Annotated in this window: 22 protein-coding genes; 7 read left to right on the top strand and 15 right to left on the bottom strand. The window is 65.4% G+C overall.

The window, feature by feature from the left end; all coding sequences use genetic code 11:
• Window positions 1-87 precede the first annotated feature (87 nt).
• From G7077_RS08360 to G7077_RS08345, 4 genes are read left to right on the top strand one after another with little or no spacing between them, the layout of a single operon-like run.
• A complete protein-coding gene (locus tag G7077_RS08360; RefSeq protein WP_206367610.1) occupies window positions 88-1,227 on the top strand; it encodes a zinc-dependent alcohol dehydrogenase in 1,140 nt (379 codons plus the stop codon).
• A 13-nt stretch (window positions 1,228-1,240) separates the two neighbouring features.
• The gene (locus G7077_RS08355) at window positions 1,241-1,798 is read left to right on the top strand and encodes a hypothetical protein (protein WP_206367609.1); all 558 of its coding nucleotides are present in this window, start codon (window positions 1,241-1,243) and stop codon (window positions 1,796-1,798) included.
• Window positions 1,795-1,935, top strand: a complete 141-nt coding sequence (locus tag G7077_RS08350; protein ID WP_166411299.1) for a hypothetical protein — start codon at window positions 1,795-1,797, stop codon at window positions 1,933-1,935. The genes G7077_RS08355 and G7077_RS08350 overlap by 4 nt, the downstream gene beginning before the upstream one ends.
• 15 nt (window positions 1,936-1,950) lie before the next feature.
• Window positions 1,951-2,091 carry a hypothetical protein gene (locus G7077_RS08345; RefSeq protein ID WP_166411298.1) on the top strand — a complete coding sequence of 47 codons (141 nt, stop codon included), beginning with the start codon at window positions 1,951-1,953 and terminating at the stop codon, window positions 2,089-2,091.
• On the opposite strand, the gene G7077_RS08340 is transcribed toward G7077_RS08345, so the two are convergent.
• The 3 genes from G7077_RS08340 to G7077_RS08330 all read right to left on the bottom strand — a co-directional run bounded on the left by G7077_RS08340 (window position 2,088) and on the right by G7077_RS08330 (window position 5,063).
• On the bottom strand, window positions 2,088-2,777 hold the full coding sequence (locus G7077_RS08340; protein ID WP_206367608.1) for a DedA family protein: 690 nt from the start codon (window positions 2,775-2,777) through the stop codon (window positions 2,088-2,090). The genes G7077_RS08345 and G7077_RS08340 overlap by 4 nt on opposite strands.
• An 84-nt stretch (window positions 2,778-2,861) precedes the next feature.
• On the bottom strand, window positions 2,862-4,241 hold the full coding sequence (pgmG, locus tag G7077_RS08335) for a phosphoglucomutase/phosphomannomutase PgmG (RefSeq protein ID WP_166411297.1): 1,380 nt from the start codon (window positions 4,239-4,241) through the stop codon (window positions 2,862-2,864).
• A 33-nt stretch (window positions 4,242-4,274) separates the two neighbouring features.
• On the bottom strand, window positions 4,275-5,063 hold the full coding sequence (locus tag G7077_RS08330; protein ID WP_166411296.1) for a division plane positioning ATPase MipZ: 789 nt from the start codon (window positions 5,061-5,063) through the stop codon (window positions 4,275-4,277).
• A 91-nt stretch (window positions 5,064-5,154) separates the two neighbouring features.
• Between G7077_RS08330 and panC the strand changes: the two genes are divergently transcribed.
• Together panC and G7077_RS08320 are read left to right on the top strand one after the other, a co-directional pair.
• Window positions 5,155-5,988, top strand: coding sequence for a pantoate--beta-alanine ligase (gene panC, locus G7077_RS08325; RefSeq protein ID WP_166411295.1), 834 nt, complete (start codon window positions 5,155-5,157; stop codon window positions 5,986-5,988).
• A 75-nt stretch (window positions 5,989-6,063) separates the two neighbouring features.
• Complete coding sequence (locus tag G7077_RS08320; RefSeq protein WP_166411294.1) at window positions 6,064-6,369, top strand: SEL1-like repeat protein; 306 nt, start codon at window positions 6,064-6,066, stop codon at window positions 6,367-6,369.
• Here G7077_RS08320 and G7077_RS08315 read toward each other — a convergent pair.
• The 10 genes from G7077_RS08315 to G7077_RS08270 are packed head-to-tail and all read right to left on the bottom strand — an operon-like array spanning window position 6,366 to window position 13,224.
• Entirely contained in the window at window positions 6,366-6,833 is a 468-nt protein-coding gene (locus G7077_RS08315) for an OmpA family protein (protein WP_166411293.1), read from the bottom strand. The genes G7077_RS08320 and G7077_RS08315 overlap by 4 nt on opposite strands.
• Window positions 6,834-6,835: 2 nt before the next feature.
• The gene (tolB, locus tag G7077_RS08310) at window positions 6,836-8,128 is read right to left on the bottom strand and encodes a Tol-Pal system beta propeller repeat protein TolB (RefSeq protein WP_166411292.1); all 1,293 of its coding nucleotides are present in this window, start codon (window positions 8,126-8,128) and stop codon (window positions 6,836-6,838) included.
• A 2-nt stretch (window positions 8,129-8,130) separates the two neighbouring features.
• Entirely contained in the window at window positions 8,131-8,583 is a 453-nt protein-coding gene (locus tag G7077_RS08305; RefSeq protein WP_166411291.1) for a YbgC/FadM family acyl-CoA thioesterase, read from the bottom strand.
• Window positions 8,580-9,716, bottom strand: coding sequence for a DUF3089 domain-containing protein (locus G7077_RS08300; RefSeq protein ID WP_166411290.1), 1,137 nt, complete (start codon window positions 9,714-9,716; stop codon window positions 8,580-8,582). Before G7077_RS08300 ends, G7077_RS08305 begins: the two co-directional genes overlap by 4 nt.
• 2 nt (window positions 9,717-9,718) lie before the next feature.
• Window positions 9,719-10,750 (bottom strand): Holliday junction branch migration DNA helicase RuvB, encoded by a 1,032-nt coding sequence (gene ruvB / locus G7077_RS08295; protein WP_166411289.1) that lies wholly within the window; start codon window positions 10,748-10,750, stop codon window positions 9,719-9,721.
• On the bottom strand, window positions 10,750-11,145 hold the full coding sequence (locus tag G7077_RS08290; protein ID WP_166411288.1) for a GFA family protein: 396 nt from the start codon (window positions 11,143-11,145) through the stop codon (window positions 10,750-10,752). Before G7077_RS08290 ends, ruvB begins: the two co-directional genes overlap by 1 nt.
• Window positions 11,142-11,738 (bottom strand): Holliday junction branch migration protein RuvA, encoded by a 597-nt coding sequence (gene ruvA, locus G7077_RS08285; RefSeq protein ID WP_166411287.1) that lies wholly within the window; start codon window positions 11,736-11,738, stop codon window positions 11,142-11,144. The genes G7077_RS08290 and ruvA overlap by 4 nt, the downstream gene beginning before the upstream one ends.
• Window positions 11,735-12,232 carry a crossover junction endodeoxyribonuclease RuvC gene (gene ruvC, locus G7077_RS08280; protein ID WP_166412407.1) on the bottom strand — a complete coding sequence of 166 codons (498 nt, stop codon included), beginning with the start codon at window positions 12,230-12,232 and terminating at the stop codon, window positions 11,735-11,737. Before ruvC ends, ruvA begins: the two co-directional genes overlap by 4 nt.
• Window positions 12,229-12,972 carry a YebC/PmpR family DNA-binding transcriptional regulator gene (locus tag G7077_RS08275; protein WP_166411286.1) on the bottom strand — a complete coding sequence of 248 codons (744 nt, stop codon included), beginning with the start codon at window positions 12,970-12,972 and terminating at the stop codon, window positions 12,229-12,231. Before G7077_RS08275 ends, ruvC begins: the two co-directional genes overlap by 4 nt.
• A 9-nt stretch (window positions 12,973-12,981) precedes the next feature.
• Window positions 12,982-13,224 (bottom strand): DUF2312 domain-containing protein, encoded by a 243-nt coding sequence (locus G7077_RS08270; protein WP_166411285.1) that lies wholly within the window; start codon window positions 13,222-13,224, stop codon window positions 12,982-12,984.
• Between the two features lie 125 nt (window positions 13,225-13,349).
• On the opposite strand from G7077_RS08270, the gene pyk reads away from it, so the two are divergent.
• A complete protein-coding gene (pyk, locus tag G7077_RS08265; protein ID WP_166411284.1) occupies window positions 13,350-14,828 on the top strand; it encodes a pyruvate kinase in 1,479 nt (492 codons plus the stop codon).
• On the opposite strand, the gene G7077_RS08260 is transcribed toward pyk, so the two are convergent.
• Window positions 14,814-15,683: an NAD(P)H-hydrate dehydratase gene (locus G7077_RS08260; RefSeq protein WP_166411283.1), complete on the bottom strand. Its 870-nt coding sequence runs from the start codon at window positions 15,681-15,683 to the stop codon at window positions 14,814-14,816. The genes pyk and G7077_RS08260 overlap by 15 nt on opposite strands.
• The gene (locus G7077_RS08255) at window positions 15,680-16,444 is read right to left on the bottom strand and encodes a histidine phosphatase family protein (protein ID WP_166411282.1); all 765 of its coding nucleotides are present in this window, start codon (window positions 16,442-16,444) and stop codon (window positions 15,680-15,682) included. The genes G7077_RS08260 and G7077_RS08255 overlap by 4 nt, the downstream gene beginning before the upstream one ends.
• Between the last annotated feature and the right edge of the window lie 27 nt (window positions 16,445-16,471).

The following is a 16,471-nucleotide window of genomic DNA, read 5'->3' as shown; positions in this document are numbered from 1 at the left end:
GCCTGATCCAGGTTAGAAGGCGCAACTGCCCTGATTTGAACGCGTTAGCCCCGCTCTATCTCGATCCGCGAGGCGCAAATGCGAGCAATGGATTACCGCGGCCCCTACCGCGTGCGCGTTGATGAAAAGCCCATGCCGACGATCCAGCATCCGCGCGACGCCATTGTGCGCGTGACGCGCAGCTGCATCTGCGGATCGGACCTCCACCTCTACCATGGCATGGTGCCCGACACCCGGGTTGGGACCACCTTTGGACACGAATTCACCGGCATCGTGGAGGAGGTCGGCCCCGAGGTGCAGAACCTCAAGGTAGGCGACCATGTGCTGGTGCCGTTCAATATCGCCTGCGGTCAGTGCCACTTCTGCAAGCAGGGCCTGTTCGGAAACTGCCACGAGTCCAATCCTTCTGCGACGGCGGTCGGCGGCATCTTCGGCTATTCGCACACGGCCGGCGGCTTCCATGGCGGCCAGGCGGAATATGCGCGCGTGCCCTACGCCGACTTCGGGCCGGAGATCATCCCCGACTGGATGGACCCGGACGACGCAGTTCTTCTGACCGACGTCGTTCCGACCGGCTATCAGGCAGCGGAAATGGCCGGCATCCAGAAGGGCGACACGGTGGTCGTGTTCGGCGCCGGCCCGGTGGGCATCATGGCCGCGCGCTGCGCCTGGCTATTCGGCGCCGGCCGCGTAATCGTCCTCGATCATATCGACTACCGACTGGAGTTCGTGCGCGAGTTCGCACCGGCCGAGGTCTACAACTTCAAGGAGTTGGACGACGTCGTCGTCTTCATGAAGAAGACCACGGACGGTTTAGGCGCCGACGTGTGCATCGATGCTGTCGGTGCCGAGGCGACCGGAAGCATCCTCCAGACCATTTTCGGCAAGCGCCTGAAGATGGAGGCCGGCTCGGCCATTGCGCTTCACTGGGCGATCAACTCGGTGAAGAAGGGCGGCGTCGTTTCCGTGGTCGGCGTGTACGGCCCAACCGGCAATGTCGTGCCCATCGGCAATGTGGTGAACAAGGGTCTGACTTTGCGCGGTAACCAGGCCAGCGTGAAGCGCCTGCTTCCCCGCCTCATCGAGCATGTGAAATGCGGGCATATCGAGCCGAAGAAAATGATCACCCACCGGGTGCCGCTCGAGGATATCGGCGATGCCTATCACATGTTCTCGGACAAGCTCGACAATATGATCAAGCCGGTTCTGCTTCCGGCGGGCGCTTAAAGGAGGACGACACATGAGCGACACCGACCTGATCGTCCGCCCGGCCACAGGGCCGAAGGTGATCGAAACGTCAGCAACGGCGCTCGACACGTCCAGCATTGTCGGCTGGGGCGTGGACGCAAACCCGCAAAACGATCCCACCTACCCATATCGCGACCGCTCGGGCGACGATCACAGCGGCGAGTGGGTCCGGCCGGCCCAGCAGCAGCCCGACGTTGAGTTGCTTCAGTCGGTCGAGCATAAGCAGCTTCCGGCAGTGTTCGGAACCGCGAGTCCGCCGCGGTACCTTAGTGGCATGATCCGCCGCGTTGCGTTCCGCTGGAGCGAGTCCAACTGGGCGCACTGGATGCTGCTGATGGGCGCCGACCGGGTGAACATGGTCGAGGGCCTCGTGGAGGACCTCACTCGGGGCAAGGTGCCCAACATTCCCAAGGAAATGGGCGTGCCCGCCGAGTGGCGGCACAACAAGACCGGCCTGGTGAAGAAGGTTGCGGTCGCAGCCGCGATCGGCGGCGCCCTGTTCGCCTTGTCCCGCGCCGGCAACCGCGATTCGAAGGAGAGGAGCGAATGACCGATCACAAGAAAAAGGGCGATTTCGACCAGGAGCGCACCGGCGACATCGGCGGCAACAAGAAGGCGCACGCCAAGGGCGAGAGCGACAGCCGCACCGGATCGAAACAGAACGCCGGTCACGGCGGGCACAAGTAAACAGGAGAGGTTGAGATGGCTCAGAAGACGGCAGGCGGCGAGCAGGCGTCGGTCAACGCAAAAGGCGGAACCAAGGCGGGTGCGGGCGGCCGCGGCGGTGGCGGCAAGGGCGGCAGCGGCTCCGGGAACAGCAAGAAGACAGGTAAGGGCGGCTAAGCCTCGCTGGACGCCGACCGAAGTTCGGGTGCCTCGACCCGGGCGCTGTTCGCCTTCTCCATTTCGCGGATGGCATGGTCGATGATCCGCTGCTCGTAGCGGCGGAACAGGACGAACCCGATGACGATGCCGCATAAGGTCAGCCCAAGCAGGGTGAGCCCCAGCGGCCCCTCGATGCGGCGAATTACGTCACCAAAGGCATAGGCAACGACCGAGAAGAAGGTCGCCCAGCACAGCCCGCCTAGCGCATTCATGACCGCGAACCGCCGCCACGGCATTTTGTTTGCGCCTGCCAGTAGCGCGGCCAGCACGCGGAGCAGAGCGACGAAGCGGCCCCAGAAGACGATTTTGCCGCCGTGGCGAAGAAAGAGGAACTCGCCCACCAACAGCCTTCGCTCGGCGCTTGGAAACCGGCGCGCCAGCCGCTCCATCGCCTTCAGCCCGAGAGTCCGCCCGATGAAGAAGCCCATCGTGTCGCCGAGCACCGCGGCCGCGGTCCCCACGGCAATCACTTCGTGAAGCGCGAAGCCGTCGGTCGTTCCCGCATAGATCGCCGCGGTCACCAGCGCCGTTTCGCCCGGCAATGGCAGCCCGCTGCTTTCCAGGAAGACGAGCACGAACACCGCCCACAGGCCGTAGTTCTGCATCATCAGATGCACCCACTCGGCAAGTTCTGGCGGCAGCAATTGCAATCTTATCTCCGGAGTTGTCGTTGCTGCCCCAGCAACGACAGGCCCCTTTAGCGGGAGTAGGCCGGCTTTCCCAAGTGCCTAGTGCGCGGCTTCCGTGCGCTGGATGCCGGACAAGCCCAACTGCTCGTCGATCTGCGCCATCAGCCGGTTCAGACCGGCTTGGTCGCGGGCTTCGGCGCGGGCGACCAGAACGTCCTGGGTGTTGGATGCGCGCAGCAGCCACCAGCCGTCGGCAGTGTTGACGCGCGCGCCGTCGGTCGGATCGACGGTTGCGCCTTGCGACGACAGGCGTTCCAGCACCTCTTGGACCACCGCGAACTTGCGGCTTTCGTCGACTTGGAAGCGCATCTCCGGGGTCGACGTCGTGGACGGCATCTCGTCCATGATCTGGTTGAGGCTTTTGCCCGACTCCGCAACCGCCTCGATCAGGCGGACTGACGCGTAGAGTGCATCGTCGAAGCCGTACCAGCGATGCTTGAAGAAGATATGGCCGCTCATCTCGCCAGCGAGCGGAGCGGAGGTTTCCTTCATCTTCGACTTGATGAGGCTGTGACCGGTCTTCCACATCAACGGCTTGCCGCCCAGCTGGGCGATACGGTCGAACAGGACCTGGCTGGCTTTAACATCGGCGATGATGGTCGCGCCCGGATTAGCCTTGAGCACCGGCTCGGAGAGGATGGCGACGAGCTGGTCGCCCCACACCACCCGGCCCTTGCCATCGACCGCGCCGATGCGGTCGGCGTCGCCGTCGAAGGCGATACCGAAGTCGAGACCCTTCTCGGCAACCAGTTTCTTGAGGTCTGCCAGGTTCTTCTCGACCGTGGGATCGGGATGGTGGTTCGGGAAATTGCCGTCCACGTCCGTGTAAATGGCGTGATGCTCACCCGGTAGGCGCTTGATCAGCTTCTCCAGGACAGGCCCACCGGCACCGTTGCCCGCGTCCCAGCCGATTCGGAACTCACCGCCTTGAAAGTCCTCGACCAGCCGGTCGACATAAGCGTCGATGACGTCGGCATGCTCGACCTTGCCTTCGCCTTCGCACCATTCGGCGGCGACGGCGCGGCGGCCGAGCGCCTGGATTTCCTCGCCGAATACCGAGCGGCCCTTCAGCAGCATCTTGAAGCCGTTATAGTCGGAGGGATTGTGGCTGCCGGTGACCTGAATGCCGCCGTCCACACTCAGCGTGGCGGTCGCGAAGTAAAGCATCGGGCTTGGCCCCATGCCGATGTTCACCACATCCAGACCACTCTGCGTCAGCCCTTCGATCAGGGCGTCCTGAAGTTCCGGCGAGTGGGTCCGGCCGTCGCGGCCGCAGGCGATCCGCTTCGCCCCCTCGCTGACCGCCAAGGCTCCGTAGCTTCGGCCCAGCGCGCGCGCGTCCGCCGCGTGAAGCGTGTTTCCGACGATACCGCGAACATCATATTCGCGGAGGATGGATGCATGAAATTTGTGAGTCATTACGCTGCCGAACACTCTTTGTTGAAGTTGGTTTCAGGCGACCTTGGCTGTTTCCGCGCCGGCGCCGGGAATAGCCAGCCCCGCGATCATCTCGCGCAGTTCCTGACGCGCGGCGATATGACCGATCCCAACGTCGCCAATCTGTTTGAGGTCGAGCAAAGTCAGGCCCTTTGGAAAGAGTTCGCGGTAGATCACGCGCTCGCCCAGGCCTGGGATCACCCTGAAGCCGACCCGGCGAGCAAGCTCGTCCAAGGCGGCCCCGACGCGGCGAAGGTTGTGCGATTCGATGTGCTGCAGGCGGTTGCGCAGCACCACCCAGTCGACTGATCGGCCGGTGACCTTCGCCCGCTGCGTCCGGCTGTTCCAGATGAGCTCGGCATAGAAGCTGGGCTTGGTGATCTTGTAATTTTCGGGATGCACCTGGCCGATCAGGTCGAGGTCGACGAAACTATCGTTCATCGGCGTGACCAGCGTATCGGCCTTGAGGATGGCCGCGCGCGCTACCGGGTCGTCGCGGCCCGGCGTGTCGATCACTACCACGTCGGCCTCCGCGCTCAGCCGATCGACGGCGGCGTTAAGCGCCTCTTCGCTCTGCTCCTCCAGAACTTCGTACTGCGCTTGCGGCAAGTCCTGCCCAAGCCGCCGCGCTGTTGCAGCGCGGTTCTCAAGGTAGCGCGTCGTCGTCCGCTGCCGGCTGTCGAGGTCCAGCGCCGCGACGCGATGCCCGGAGGCGGCGAGCGCGATGGCGGTATGAACGGCGGTAGTCGACTTGCCCGTCCCGCCCTTTTCATTGGCGAAGACGATGAAGTGGGTGTTGCTCATGGCTTTTGTTGCGGCTCCCCCAAGCCTTGCTATTTCGCGCGGCGCCGGTGCAAGCGCCTTCGCCACACGGTCTACCGAAGGGATCCGGCGGGTGCAAATCATCCGTGACGTTCAACAGCTTGAAAATGCGACGGAAGCGCTTCGGCGCCGGGGCAGCCTCGCCTTGGTGCCGACCATGGGGGCGCTGCACCCTGGGCACCTGTCGCTGATCGCGGAAGGACTGAAGCGCGCGGATGCCGTCGCGGCCACCATCTTCGTCAACCCGCTGCAGTTCAACGATCCCGGCGACCTCGACCGCTATCCACGGACCGAGGATGCCGACCTCGCTGCACTTGAGCAGGCGGGCTGCGCGCTCGTCTGGCTGCCGGCGCCGCAGGATCTATACCCGGAAGGCTTCGCAACCACCGTCAGCGTCGCCGGCGTTTCGGACCGTTGGGAGGGCGAGCACCGCCCCGGCCATTTTGCCGGAGTGGCCACCGTCGTCGCCAAATTGCTGATCGCCTTTCGACCCGGCGTGGCACTGTTCGGCGAAAAGGATTGGCAGCAATTGGCGGTGATCCGCCGAATGGTCGCCGATCTCGGACTCGGCATCGACATCGTCGGGGTACCGACCGTCCGGCAGGAGGATGGCCTCGCCCTTTCCTCCCGCAACGTTCACCTTTCCGCGCAAGAGCGGGCAAACGCGTTAGCGCTGCCGCAAGCCCTCACCGACGCTGCCCAAAGCATCCGGGCAGGTGCGGACGTCCCGGTCACCTTGGCCGCCGCAAAGGCAAAGCTTGCCGACGCCGGCTTCGATCCGATCGATTATCTTGCGCTGGTCGATGCCGCGACGTTGGAGCCGCTGGACGCCGCCCGCGGAGACATGCGCCTGATCGCCGCCGCTGTGATTGGAAAGACGCGCCTCATCGATAATATGCCGGTTTGAAAATGGTCACCGCAGCGTTAACCATTTGTTTTCCTCTGCCTGCTGAATTCACCCCATCAAACAGGGAGTGGATCAATGGGTGCAATCAGTCAGAAGGGCGCGGATTTCCTTATCCGTAGCCGGCTTGCCGACGCCGCTGGCGGCGATGTCGATGCGTTGTTCGAACTTGGGGTAACCTATTCGACCGGCGAGAATGGTGTCCCCGTGGACCTCATCGAAGCGCATAAATGGTTCAACTTGGCCGCGCTCAACGGCTGCAGCCGGGGCCAGCAATGCCGCGCCGAGATTTCGGTCGAAATGACGGCTCGTGAAATCGCCGAAGCGCAGCGCCAGGCGCGCGCCTGGCTCGCCTCCACCAATACTCAGCGCTACGCCGCCTAGCGGACGATCACCAGCACGACGCGGTCGCTGACACCGGACGCCGGTACGCCCGGAAGCGGCACGACCGGCCGCTCCTTGCCCATGCTGGTGACGATCAGTCGCCCCGGCTGCACGCCCTGCGCAACTAAGAAATCGCGCACCGCCACCGCGCGGCGAGCACCCAGCGCCAGCGCATGGTCGCGCGTGTCGCGGTCGCTGACATGGCCCTCGACGATCGCCCGGACGCTCGGGTTGGCGATCAGCCAGCGCGCTTGTGCGGTCAGGGTCGAACGGCCCGCCGCCGGCACGGCATACTCACTGCCCGAATAGAATATACGGTCCGATCCGGTTCGCAGGATCAGGTCGTTCTGGAGCATCGGCAGCTCCTGAAAACCGCCCGCGGCGGGCGGCACAACCGGCACGGGGGCTTGAGCCGACACGGCCGGCGTGATGCCAAGTGCCGCCAGCAAAACGATCCGAACCATCCTCATTCCTGCACCTGCGACCAATCGGGGTCCGACCCGTCCTGGGGCGTCAGTCTGACCCGCGCCTCACCGCCGCTCGCCGCCACCGACATCAATGACATCCGCCGGGTTGCGGGATCGTAGCGCTGGAACAGCAACTGGTCGCCGCTCGGCGACCAGCTCGGCTCCTCGTCATAGGGATTGCCCGTGATCATCCGCTCGTCGCCGCCGGTTGCCGTCATCACGCCGATGCCGGCGCCGCGGCTGAAGGCGATGAGGTCGCCCGACGCGCTCCACACCGGCGCGCTGTAGCGGCCCTGGCCGAAGCTGATCCGCTGCTGGGACGAGCCGTCCGCGTTCATGACATAGAGTTGCGGCGACCCGGACCGCTCGCTTTCGAAAACGATCTTCGACCCGTCCGGAGAAAAGCTGCCGGCGGTGTCCGATCCCGGCGTCGATGTGAGCCGCACCGGCGCTCCCCCGGCAAGGCTGACGATGTAGAGGTCGGTGTTGCCGTTGACGTCCATCGAGAACAACATCCGCTCGCCATCGGGCGAAAACCGCGGCGCGAAGGTCATGGCGGCTCCCGGCAGCAGCGGCCGATCCGACCCGTCGGCCATAGTGACGATCCGGATCTGCGGCAGCCGCTGGTCCAGTGAGGTGTAGGCGACCACCTCGCCGCTCGGCGCCATGGTCGGCTCGATCACCGTGCGCGTATTGGTGGTCAGGAAGCGATGGTTGGATCCATCGCTGTCCATCACCGCGATCCTCTTCTGCCTCTCGCCGATGGCGCCGCTTTCCGACACATACGCGATCCGCGCGTCGAACATGCCCGGCTTCTTGGTGATGCCGGTGTAGATGGCGTCGGAACAGCGGTGGGCGGCGGTTCGCCACTCCCCCGTCGGCACCACGAATCCCTTGCGCGCGACCTCGCGGCGCAGGTTGATGTCGTAAAGGTAGCAGCCGATCGTCAGCCGATCGCCTTCGCGTGCCTGGACGAAGCCGGTGACCAGATATTTGGCGCCGATGCTCTTCCACTGTTGAAACAGCGGCCCGGTAACTTCCGGATATGAGTAGACGCGCAGGTTCTGCGGCCCAACCGGAGCCGCGGCGCCGGTGGTGCGCAGGTCGGAAACGATGACCTCCGCGACCTGAAGGCCGATGGCGTGGGTCTGCCCTGCCGAGGTCTGTTCGATCTTGGGAGTGGGAAGCGGCGGCACAGCCACCATCGGTACGCCGCCGGCATCGGGCGCCGCCGGCTGCTGCGCGGACGCCGCACCCGCGACCAACAATGCAGCCCAACCTAGAAAACGCACTCTCATCCTTCCTGCACAACCAGCGAATTGAACGTGTCCATCCAATCCCTCGGCTGCCGCTGTGGCCGACCCTGCGGAGTCAGGAACGCCGCGGTGACTTCTGCCTCGGCAAGCTTTTCGGCCCCGCGCATGACCCGCTGATGAACCCGGATGGACGCCGCCCGCACCTCGCGCAGTTCCGTCAGCACCAGCAGGTCGTCGCCGACATGAGCCGACCGCAGGTAACGGATGTTCACCTCGGCCACCGCATAGGCGCCGCCGCCCTCAATATGGACCGCCGCATGATCGATACCGACGCACTGGAGCATATCCGTTCGCGCCCGGTCCATGAACTTCAGATAATTGGCGTAATAAACGATCTGCGCCGTGTCCGTGTCTTCGAAATAGACGGTCAGCGCGAACTGGTGTGTCTTGCCGACCAGCCCGCCGCGATAGGGTTTGCTGAGATCGGTCATCGCGACAGCTCCTCAACCTGCCGGATCATGTCGCCCTGCGCGATTGCGACATCGGCCAGGTGCATGCCCCAGCCGGGCAGAAAGAAACCAAGTGCGCCGACCTCTCCACCGATGCGGTCGGTGCGCGCGTCCTTGGGATCGGCGTTCGTCCGCACCGACAGGTAACCTAGCCGCCCGTCATTCACGCACCGCGCGGAGACCAGCCCCTCGGTCCGAACGAAGCGCACGGGGGGACTGCCTTGCGACGACCAGCGGATCGGCCCACCTGCAACCGGGTAGCTGGCACGTGTGTCGAAGTAGGAATCGAGCCGTTCCCAGCCCGTCGCGCCGGGTCTGGCAGGATTGGTGCAGCCGACGGTCAGGCCGGGCCTTGCGGCATAGCCGAACAGGGCGCCGACCGGCGGGATGTTGCGCTCCCGGTAGCTGACCCAGCTCATGACGCAGCCTCGGCTGGCCGATGCGGCGCACAGCGGCACCGACCGGAAATCGCCGCCCACGCGCCGGCCCACCGGCACCAGCACGTTGAACCCGGGCAGGTAGGCACGAAGCAATTGCCTCTGGATCGGCTTGCCGTCGATCTCCCGCTTGATCAGCTCGATCAGCATGGCCGAGCCCTGGCTGTGGCCGATCAACACGAAGGGCCGGCCCTTGTTGTAGCGGGCGAGATAGGTGCGCCAGGCCGATGCCACGTCGCCGTAGGCGATCTTCGATGACGGGAGAATGTTCGCGCCGAATGCCGACGCCGTGACGCTGCTGACGGTCAGTTGCCGGTACAGTGGCGCAAAGGTTCGGCAGACGCCGGCAAAGCGCGCGAACTGCATCTGCACCGTTGTCCGCTCCGCCTCGTCGGGAATCAGGTCGCTGTTCATGCCACGGTCGTTGGACACGGTCGGGTAGACATAGAAGCAATCCACCGGCGGGTTAAGCGCTACCGTGCTGCGACCCACCGAGCCATAGCCGTTCGGGTTCAAGGCCACCGTCGGCAGCGGCGTCGAGCAGGGATCGGTGCGCCCGGGAAGGCAGAGCCAAGCAGCCGGCTTGTTGTAGTCCGGCGTCGCCGCGGTTTGCGCGGGCGCTCGGGACGGCGTTGCGGCAAGCAGCGCAAGGGTCAGGATGATCCGCAAACGGCCCACGTCTACTCTGCTTCGAACAATCCGCTCTGTGAGCCTGCCGGCGGGTTGAGCCCGAGGTGAGTCCAGCCGCGCCCGTTGAGGCACCGCCCACGTGCCGTCCGGGCAATGAGGCCGAGCTGAATGAGATAGGGTTCGATGACGTCCTCAATCGTGTCGCGCGGCTCGCTGAGGCCCGCCGCAAGCGTCTCCACCCCGACCGGCCCGCCTCCGTACAAGTCCGCGATCATGTGGAGATAACGCCGGTCCATCGCGTCCAGGCCCAGACTGTCGATTTCGAGCCGAGACAAGGCGCGATCGGCGGTTTGTGCATCGATCGCGTCCGAGCCCGCCGCATGGGCGAAATCGCGCACCCGGCGGAGCAGGCGCCCGGCAATCCGCGGCGTTCCCCGTGACCGGCGCGCGATCTCATGCTCGCCTTCGCTGGTGGTCGGCGCTCCCAGCAGACGGGCCGCCCGGCCGACAACCTGCTCAAGCTCCTCGACCGTGTAGAAGTTCAGCCGGACCGGGATCCCGAAGCGGTCGCGAAGCGGAGTCGTCAACAGCCCTTGCCGAGTCGTCGCCCCCACCAATGTGAAGCGCGGCAAGTCGATCCGGACCGACCGCGCGGACGGCCCTTCGCCGATCATCAGGTCGAGCGCGCGGTCCTCCATCGCCGGATAGAGGACTTCTTCCACCGCTGGATTGAGGCGGTGGATTTCATCGATGAACAGGACGTCACCGTCCTCAAGGTTGGTCAGCAGGGCGGCAAGATCCCCGGATTTGGCGATGACCGGCCCGGAGGTTGCCCGGAAGCCGACCCCCATTTCCCGCGCGAGAATGCCCGCCAGGGTCGTCTTGCCAAGTCCGGGGGGTCCAAAGAACAGGACATGGTCAAGCGCTTCGCCACGCGCCTTCGCGGCATTGACGAAAACCCGCAGGTTCTCGCGCGCCGCCTTTTGCCCGACGAACTCGTCGAGGCTCTTGGGGCGGAGCGCTGCATCGGCATCCTCCGCCGTCCGCTCGGGCGTTGTCAGGCGATCCGCGTCGGTGGCCATCAGTCGATATGCTCCACATCATCGCCGAGGATCGTGACCCAGGACTGCTTCACTTCCTCGAAGATGGAGATGTTCGGGCGCAGAGCGAATGGATCGTCGAGGACGCCGAGCGGGATGGCGACCGTACCCGGCAGGTTCCGGGTCGAGAAGAAGACCGTGGCGCCGCAATCGGAACAGAAGTGGAAGTCGGCAGGATTTCCGCTTTCAGCGATGCGGGTGAAGACCGTCGAGCGCCCTTCGGTCGTGACATCCGCCTCGATCCATCGTGCCTGCGCGGAAAAGGCGCTTCCCGTGCGCTTCTTGCAGGCATTGCAGTGACAGGCGGAAACGCGAACCGGCGTGCCGTTCGCCGTCGCGCGAAGCTGGCCGCAGGAGCATGACGCCCTAACGCTCACTTCGCTGCCTTTCGGAGCGCCAGGCGGACCAAAGCGTCGAGCCCGGCGTCTGCGCCCAACTCATCCTGTGCCGCAGCCACGGCCGCACTTGCCTCCGCCGGCTTGAAGCCGAGGTTCGCTAGCGCCGAGAGCGCATCCGCCGCCGCTCCGGCGCGGGGCGCCGGCGAACCAGTGGCGCCGGCGAGACCGGGCGCGCCCAGCTTGCCGGCAAGCTCGTTTGCGATCCGCTGGGCCAGTTTCGGCCCGACGCCATTGGCGCGCGCGATCATCGCCTTGTCACCGGTCGACACAGCCCGCGAAAGCTCATCCGGACCAAGCACGGACAGGATCGCCAGTGCAACGCGGCCGCCGACGCCCTGGACGCTGGTCAGCGCCCGAAACGCTTCGCGCTCGCCGGCGGTGCCGAAGCCGAACAGGGTCATGCTGTCCTCGCGCACCTGCAATTCGGTGAGCAGGAGCACGTCGCCGCCGGCGGGGCCGATGGCGTCGAGTGTGCGGCTGCTGGCGAGCACGAGATAGCCGACCCCGTTTACGTCGATCACCGCACTGTCGGCGGTGCTTTCGGCGAGCTTACCGGAGAGGCGGGCGATCATGCCCCGTGCGTAATGCCCGCGCGGGCCGCCGCCAAGTGATGTGCATGGGTAATCGCGACTGCCAGCGCATCCGCCGCATCAGGCCCGGCGATCTTGGCACCTGGCAGCAGCCGCGCGACCATGGCGTCAACCTGCGCCTTTTCGGCCGTCCCGGTGCCGACCACCGCCTTCTTGACCAGCCGCGGTGCATATTCGCCGACCTGCAGCCCGCGCCGCGCCGCACACATCAGGACGACGCCGCGCGCCTGCGCCAGCTTCAGTGTCGATTGCGGGTTCTTGTTGACGAAGATCTCTTCGACCGCGGCCGCAGCGGGCGCATACTCAGCAAGCAGGCTGTCGAGCTGGGAAGCAAGATCGGCGAGCCGGTCCGGCAAAGGTGCCGTGGTAACCGTCTTCAGCTGGCCATTGCCGAGGTGGCTCAGCCGATTGCCCTCGGCCCGGATAAGACCCCAGCCGGTCGTACCGAGACCGGGGTCCAAGCCCAGAACGATCAGGCCAGCTTCTCCAGCTCTTCGTCGGGGACGTCGTAATTGCCCCAGACGGTCTGGACGTCGTCATCCTCTTCCAGGACATCGATCAGCTTCAGGAGGCTGGCGGCGGCGTCACCCGTGACCTGTACATCCGTCTGCGGTTTCCAGGCGAGCTTGGCACCCTCTCCGTCGCCGAGCGCGGCTTCCAGCGACTTGGAGACTTCGTGCAAATTCTCGACGCTGGTCCAGATGCGGTGACCGTCCTCGTCGGACTCGACATCGTCCGCGCCGGCTTCGATCGCGGCTTCCAACACCTTGTCGGCATCGCCCGCGGCAGCGGAATATTCAATCAGGCCAAGCCGTTCGAAGCCGTGACTGACCGAACCCGATGCACCGAGATTGCCGCCGTTTTTCGAAAACGCGGTTCGAACGTTGGTCGCCGTACGATTGCGATTGTCGGTGAGCGCCTCAACGATCAGCGAAACCCCGCCCGGGCCAAACCCTTCGTAGCGGACCTCCTCGTAACTTTCCGTGTCGCCGGTCGACGCCTTGTCGATCGCCCGCTGGATATTGTCCTTCGGCATCGACTGCGCCTTGGCCGCCAGAACGGCGGCGCGAAGGCGCGGGTTCATGTCGGGGTCGGGCAGACCCATCTTCGCCGCGACCGTGATTTCGCGGCTGAGCTTCGAAAACATCGCCGAGCGCTTCTTATCCTGCGCGCCCTTGCGATGCATGATGTTCTTGAATTTGGAATGACCTGCCATGGTGCGACCTTATGCCAGCCCCAGCGCGTTGCGATAGGTCTCCATCAGTGCATCGGCTTCCTGGCGCGCATGGGTCTCCATCTTGCGCAGGCGTACGATGGCCCGCATCGTCTTGGTGTCGTAGCCGTTGGCCTTGGCCTCCGCGTAGACGTCCTTGATGTCGTCCGCGATGCCCTTTTTCTCTTCCTCCAAGCGCTCGATCCGCTCGATGAATAGCCGCAGCTGATCGGCCGCGACGTTCCCCTCCGCCATGCGTGTAATCTCCGGTTCCGGTTGAGCCGCGGCTGATAAGCGAGCGGGCGGCATGGCTCAAGCGGGTTGAACCATGCGGCGGACGGGTTATTGGCAGCGCGGGCTCAGCGCAGAAGGACATCAACTTGACCGAGACACTCGGACCCCGTTCCCGCAAGGTCAAGATTCTGGCGACGCTCGGCCCGGCGTCGAGCAGCCCCGAGATGATCCGCAAGCTGATGCTGTCCGGCGCGGACGCATTCCGCATCAACATGAGCCATGGCGATCAGGCGTCGAAAGCGGCCCTGGTGGACGCGATCCGCGGGCTCGAGGATGAGTTCAAGCGGCCGACCACCATCCTGTTCGATCTTCAGGGTCCAAAGCTGCGCGTCGGCCAGTTCGCGGACGGCGCGGCTCAACTTGAGAACGGCGCCACTTTCATCCTCGACCGCGATCCGGCGCCCGGCAACTTCAAACGCGTTCAGTTGCCGCACCCCGAATTGTTCGACGCAATCACCGAGGGTGCACGGCTGCTGGTCGATGACGGCAAGATCCGGCTGAAGGTCATCGCCAACGAGCGCGACCGGCTTGTCACCGAGGTGCAGGTCGGCGGCCGAATTTCCAACAACAAGGGCGTCAACGTCCCCGACGTGCTGGTGCCGATCCCGGCACTGACCGAAAAGGACCGGAGCGACCTTCAGTTCGCGGTGTCGCAAGGCGCGGACTGGATCGCCCTTTCCTTCGTCCAGCGGCCCGAAGACGTCGCCGAAGCGCGGGCGTTGATCGGCGACAAGGCGGCGCTGCTCGCCAAGATCGAAAAGCCGGCCGCGCTCGATCAGCTGAACGAGATCATCGCTCTGTCCGATGCGGTGATGGTGGCGCGCGGGGATCTCGGCGTCGAGCTTCCGCCCGAAGGCGTGCCGCCGATGCAGAACCGGATCATCGCCACGGCCCGCCAGTTCGGCAAACCGGTGGTGGTCGCGACCCAGATGCTGGAATCCATGATCAGCTCGCCGACTCCAACGCGCGCCGAGGTCAGCGACGTCGCCAATGCCATTTACGACGGCGCCGATGCCGTCATGCTGTCGGCGGAAAGCGCTGCCGGTCAATTTCCGTGCGAAGCGGTGCAGATGATGGATCGCATCGGCACCACGACCGAGCGCGACCCCATCTACACTGCGCGCATCCATTTTACGAAGACGCATCTGGAGCCCACGACCGCGGATGCGCTCGCCGGATCGGCGCGGCAGATCGCCAGCACCACGTCGGCCACAGCCATGCTCTGCTACACCAGCTCGGGCTCGACCGCCCGCCGGATCGCGCGCGAGCGCCCGCCGGTGCCGTTGCTGGCGATGACCGCCTCGAAGACGATTGCGCGCCGGCTCGGCCTGTTGTGGGGCGTGCATGCGGTGCACACCCGCGACGTGTCGAGCTTCGAGGAGATGGTTGCCAAGTCCCGCCGCATGGCGCTCCGCCACAAGCTTGCCCAAGGCGGCGACCGGCTGGTGCTGATGGCAGGCGTCCCTTTCGGAACCGCAGGCTCGACCAACGTCATCCACGTCGTCCGCCTGGTCGGCGACGAGCTGTCGAGCTACAAGGGAACCGACGACCTAGCGGGGCAGTAAGGCCGGGATCTCGCCCGGGATCTCGCGGGCAAGGAACCCGATCGGCCCCACCTTGTGGGCAAGCGCCGCTCCCGCCTCGCCGTGCAGCCACACGCCCCACAGTAATGCAGTCAGCGGATCGGCACCGCGCGCGAGCAGCCCGCCGACGATCCCCGCCAGCGTGTCTCCGCTTCCGGAAACACCAAGGCCGGGCGCCCCCCCAGCGTAGGTCCAGCAGCCTCCCTCCGGAGTGACGACGTGGCTGATGCTCCCCTTAACCAGCACGAGTGCACGGTAGAGCTTGGCGGCTCGGATTCCACAGCCGATCGGGTCGGCCTCGATTCGCTCTTCGTTGCAGTCGAGCAGCGAGGCGAGCTCACCGCTATGGGGAAGCAGGATGGGGCGCCGCTCGGCGGGGCGCTCCGCTTCGCCAAGCGGCTGCAAGCTGTGCAGCAGCGCCGCATCGAGCACCAGTTGCGCCGGGCTAGCGAGCAGCGCCTCGCCGATGGTGCGGCAGGCTTCGCTTGCCTCCATGCCCGGCCCAGCAACGATCGCAGTGCTGTGGTTCGCCGCCGCCGCGAGATCGTCGACCGCGGTGCGCGCAAAGCCGCCGTCCCGCTCCTCGGGAAGGCCCACCACGTAAGCTTCGGGCATCGCGATCGCGATGGGAATGGCGATGCTTTCAGCCGTCGCGATGCGCAGCTTGCCGGCGCCCGCCCGCATTGCCGACTGTGCGGCAAGCAGGGCGGCACCAGGAACCTGCCGGCTGCCGGCGACGATCAGGATCCGGCCCTTCGTTTCCTTGTCGCCGTCGACCACCGGCGGCAGCGGGTGGGTATCGAGCGCCTGCCGGTCGAGCGGTACGGTATCGCTCATCGCGACCCCGACACCGCATCCTTTTCGGACGTCTTGGGGGTCTCCTCCGCATCCATCGGCGCGCCGTGGTTCCACAAGGACAAGGTCGGCACGCACAGGCCGTGCGCTTCGTCGCGGAAGTCGTAGGCGCAGATCCCGCAGTTCAGGATTTCGGCCTGCTTGTCGATCGCCAGGATTTGCCCCTCGTCCAGCTCCTCCAGGATGTAGCGCATGCACAGCACCACCACCTGGTGGCAAACGACCAGCACCCGGCGGTCGCAATAATGTAGGTTGATGGTGTTGAGCGCGGACCGAAGCCGCAGGATGACATCGGCCCAGCTCTCCCCGCCCGGTGGACGATGGTAGAATTTGCCGAGCCGTTTGCGATGCTCGGCCTCCTCCGGAAACTGGCTCTTGATCCCGATGGTGGTCAGGCGGTCGAAAATGCCGAACTCACGCTCGCGAAGCCGTTCGTCGATGATGGTCTTGGCGGGCCCGCCGGCCAACGCACCCGCCTTGCAGATCGCCTCGGCGGTCTGCCGCGCACGCAGGTAGGGTGACGACAGGATGACCTCCGGACGTTCGTTATCCGGCAATTCTGCGAAATAGCGGCCCGTTGCCTCCGCCTGCTGATGGCCCAGCGCCGACAGCGGCACGTCGACGTCCCGCACATCGATATCGATGGTCGGCAGACCGGCGAGGTCGGCCGCATCGCGCGCGACATTGCCTTGGCTCTGCCCATGCCGGACTAGCCACAATCGAGCGGGCCAATTCTGCGCCATTCACGTCTCCTGCTTGCAGGTGCAAAA

It is taken from the genome of Sphingomonas piscis, from assembly GCF_011300455.1.
Taxonomy (GTDB): domain Bacteria; phylum Pseudomonadota; class Alphaproteobacteria; order Sphingomonadales; family Sphingomonadaceae; genus Sphingomicrobium; species Sphingomicrobium piscis.
This window is presented reverse-complemented; position numbering and strand designations above follow the sequence as displayed.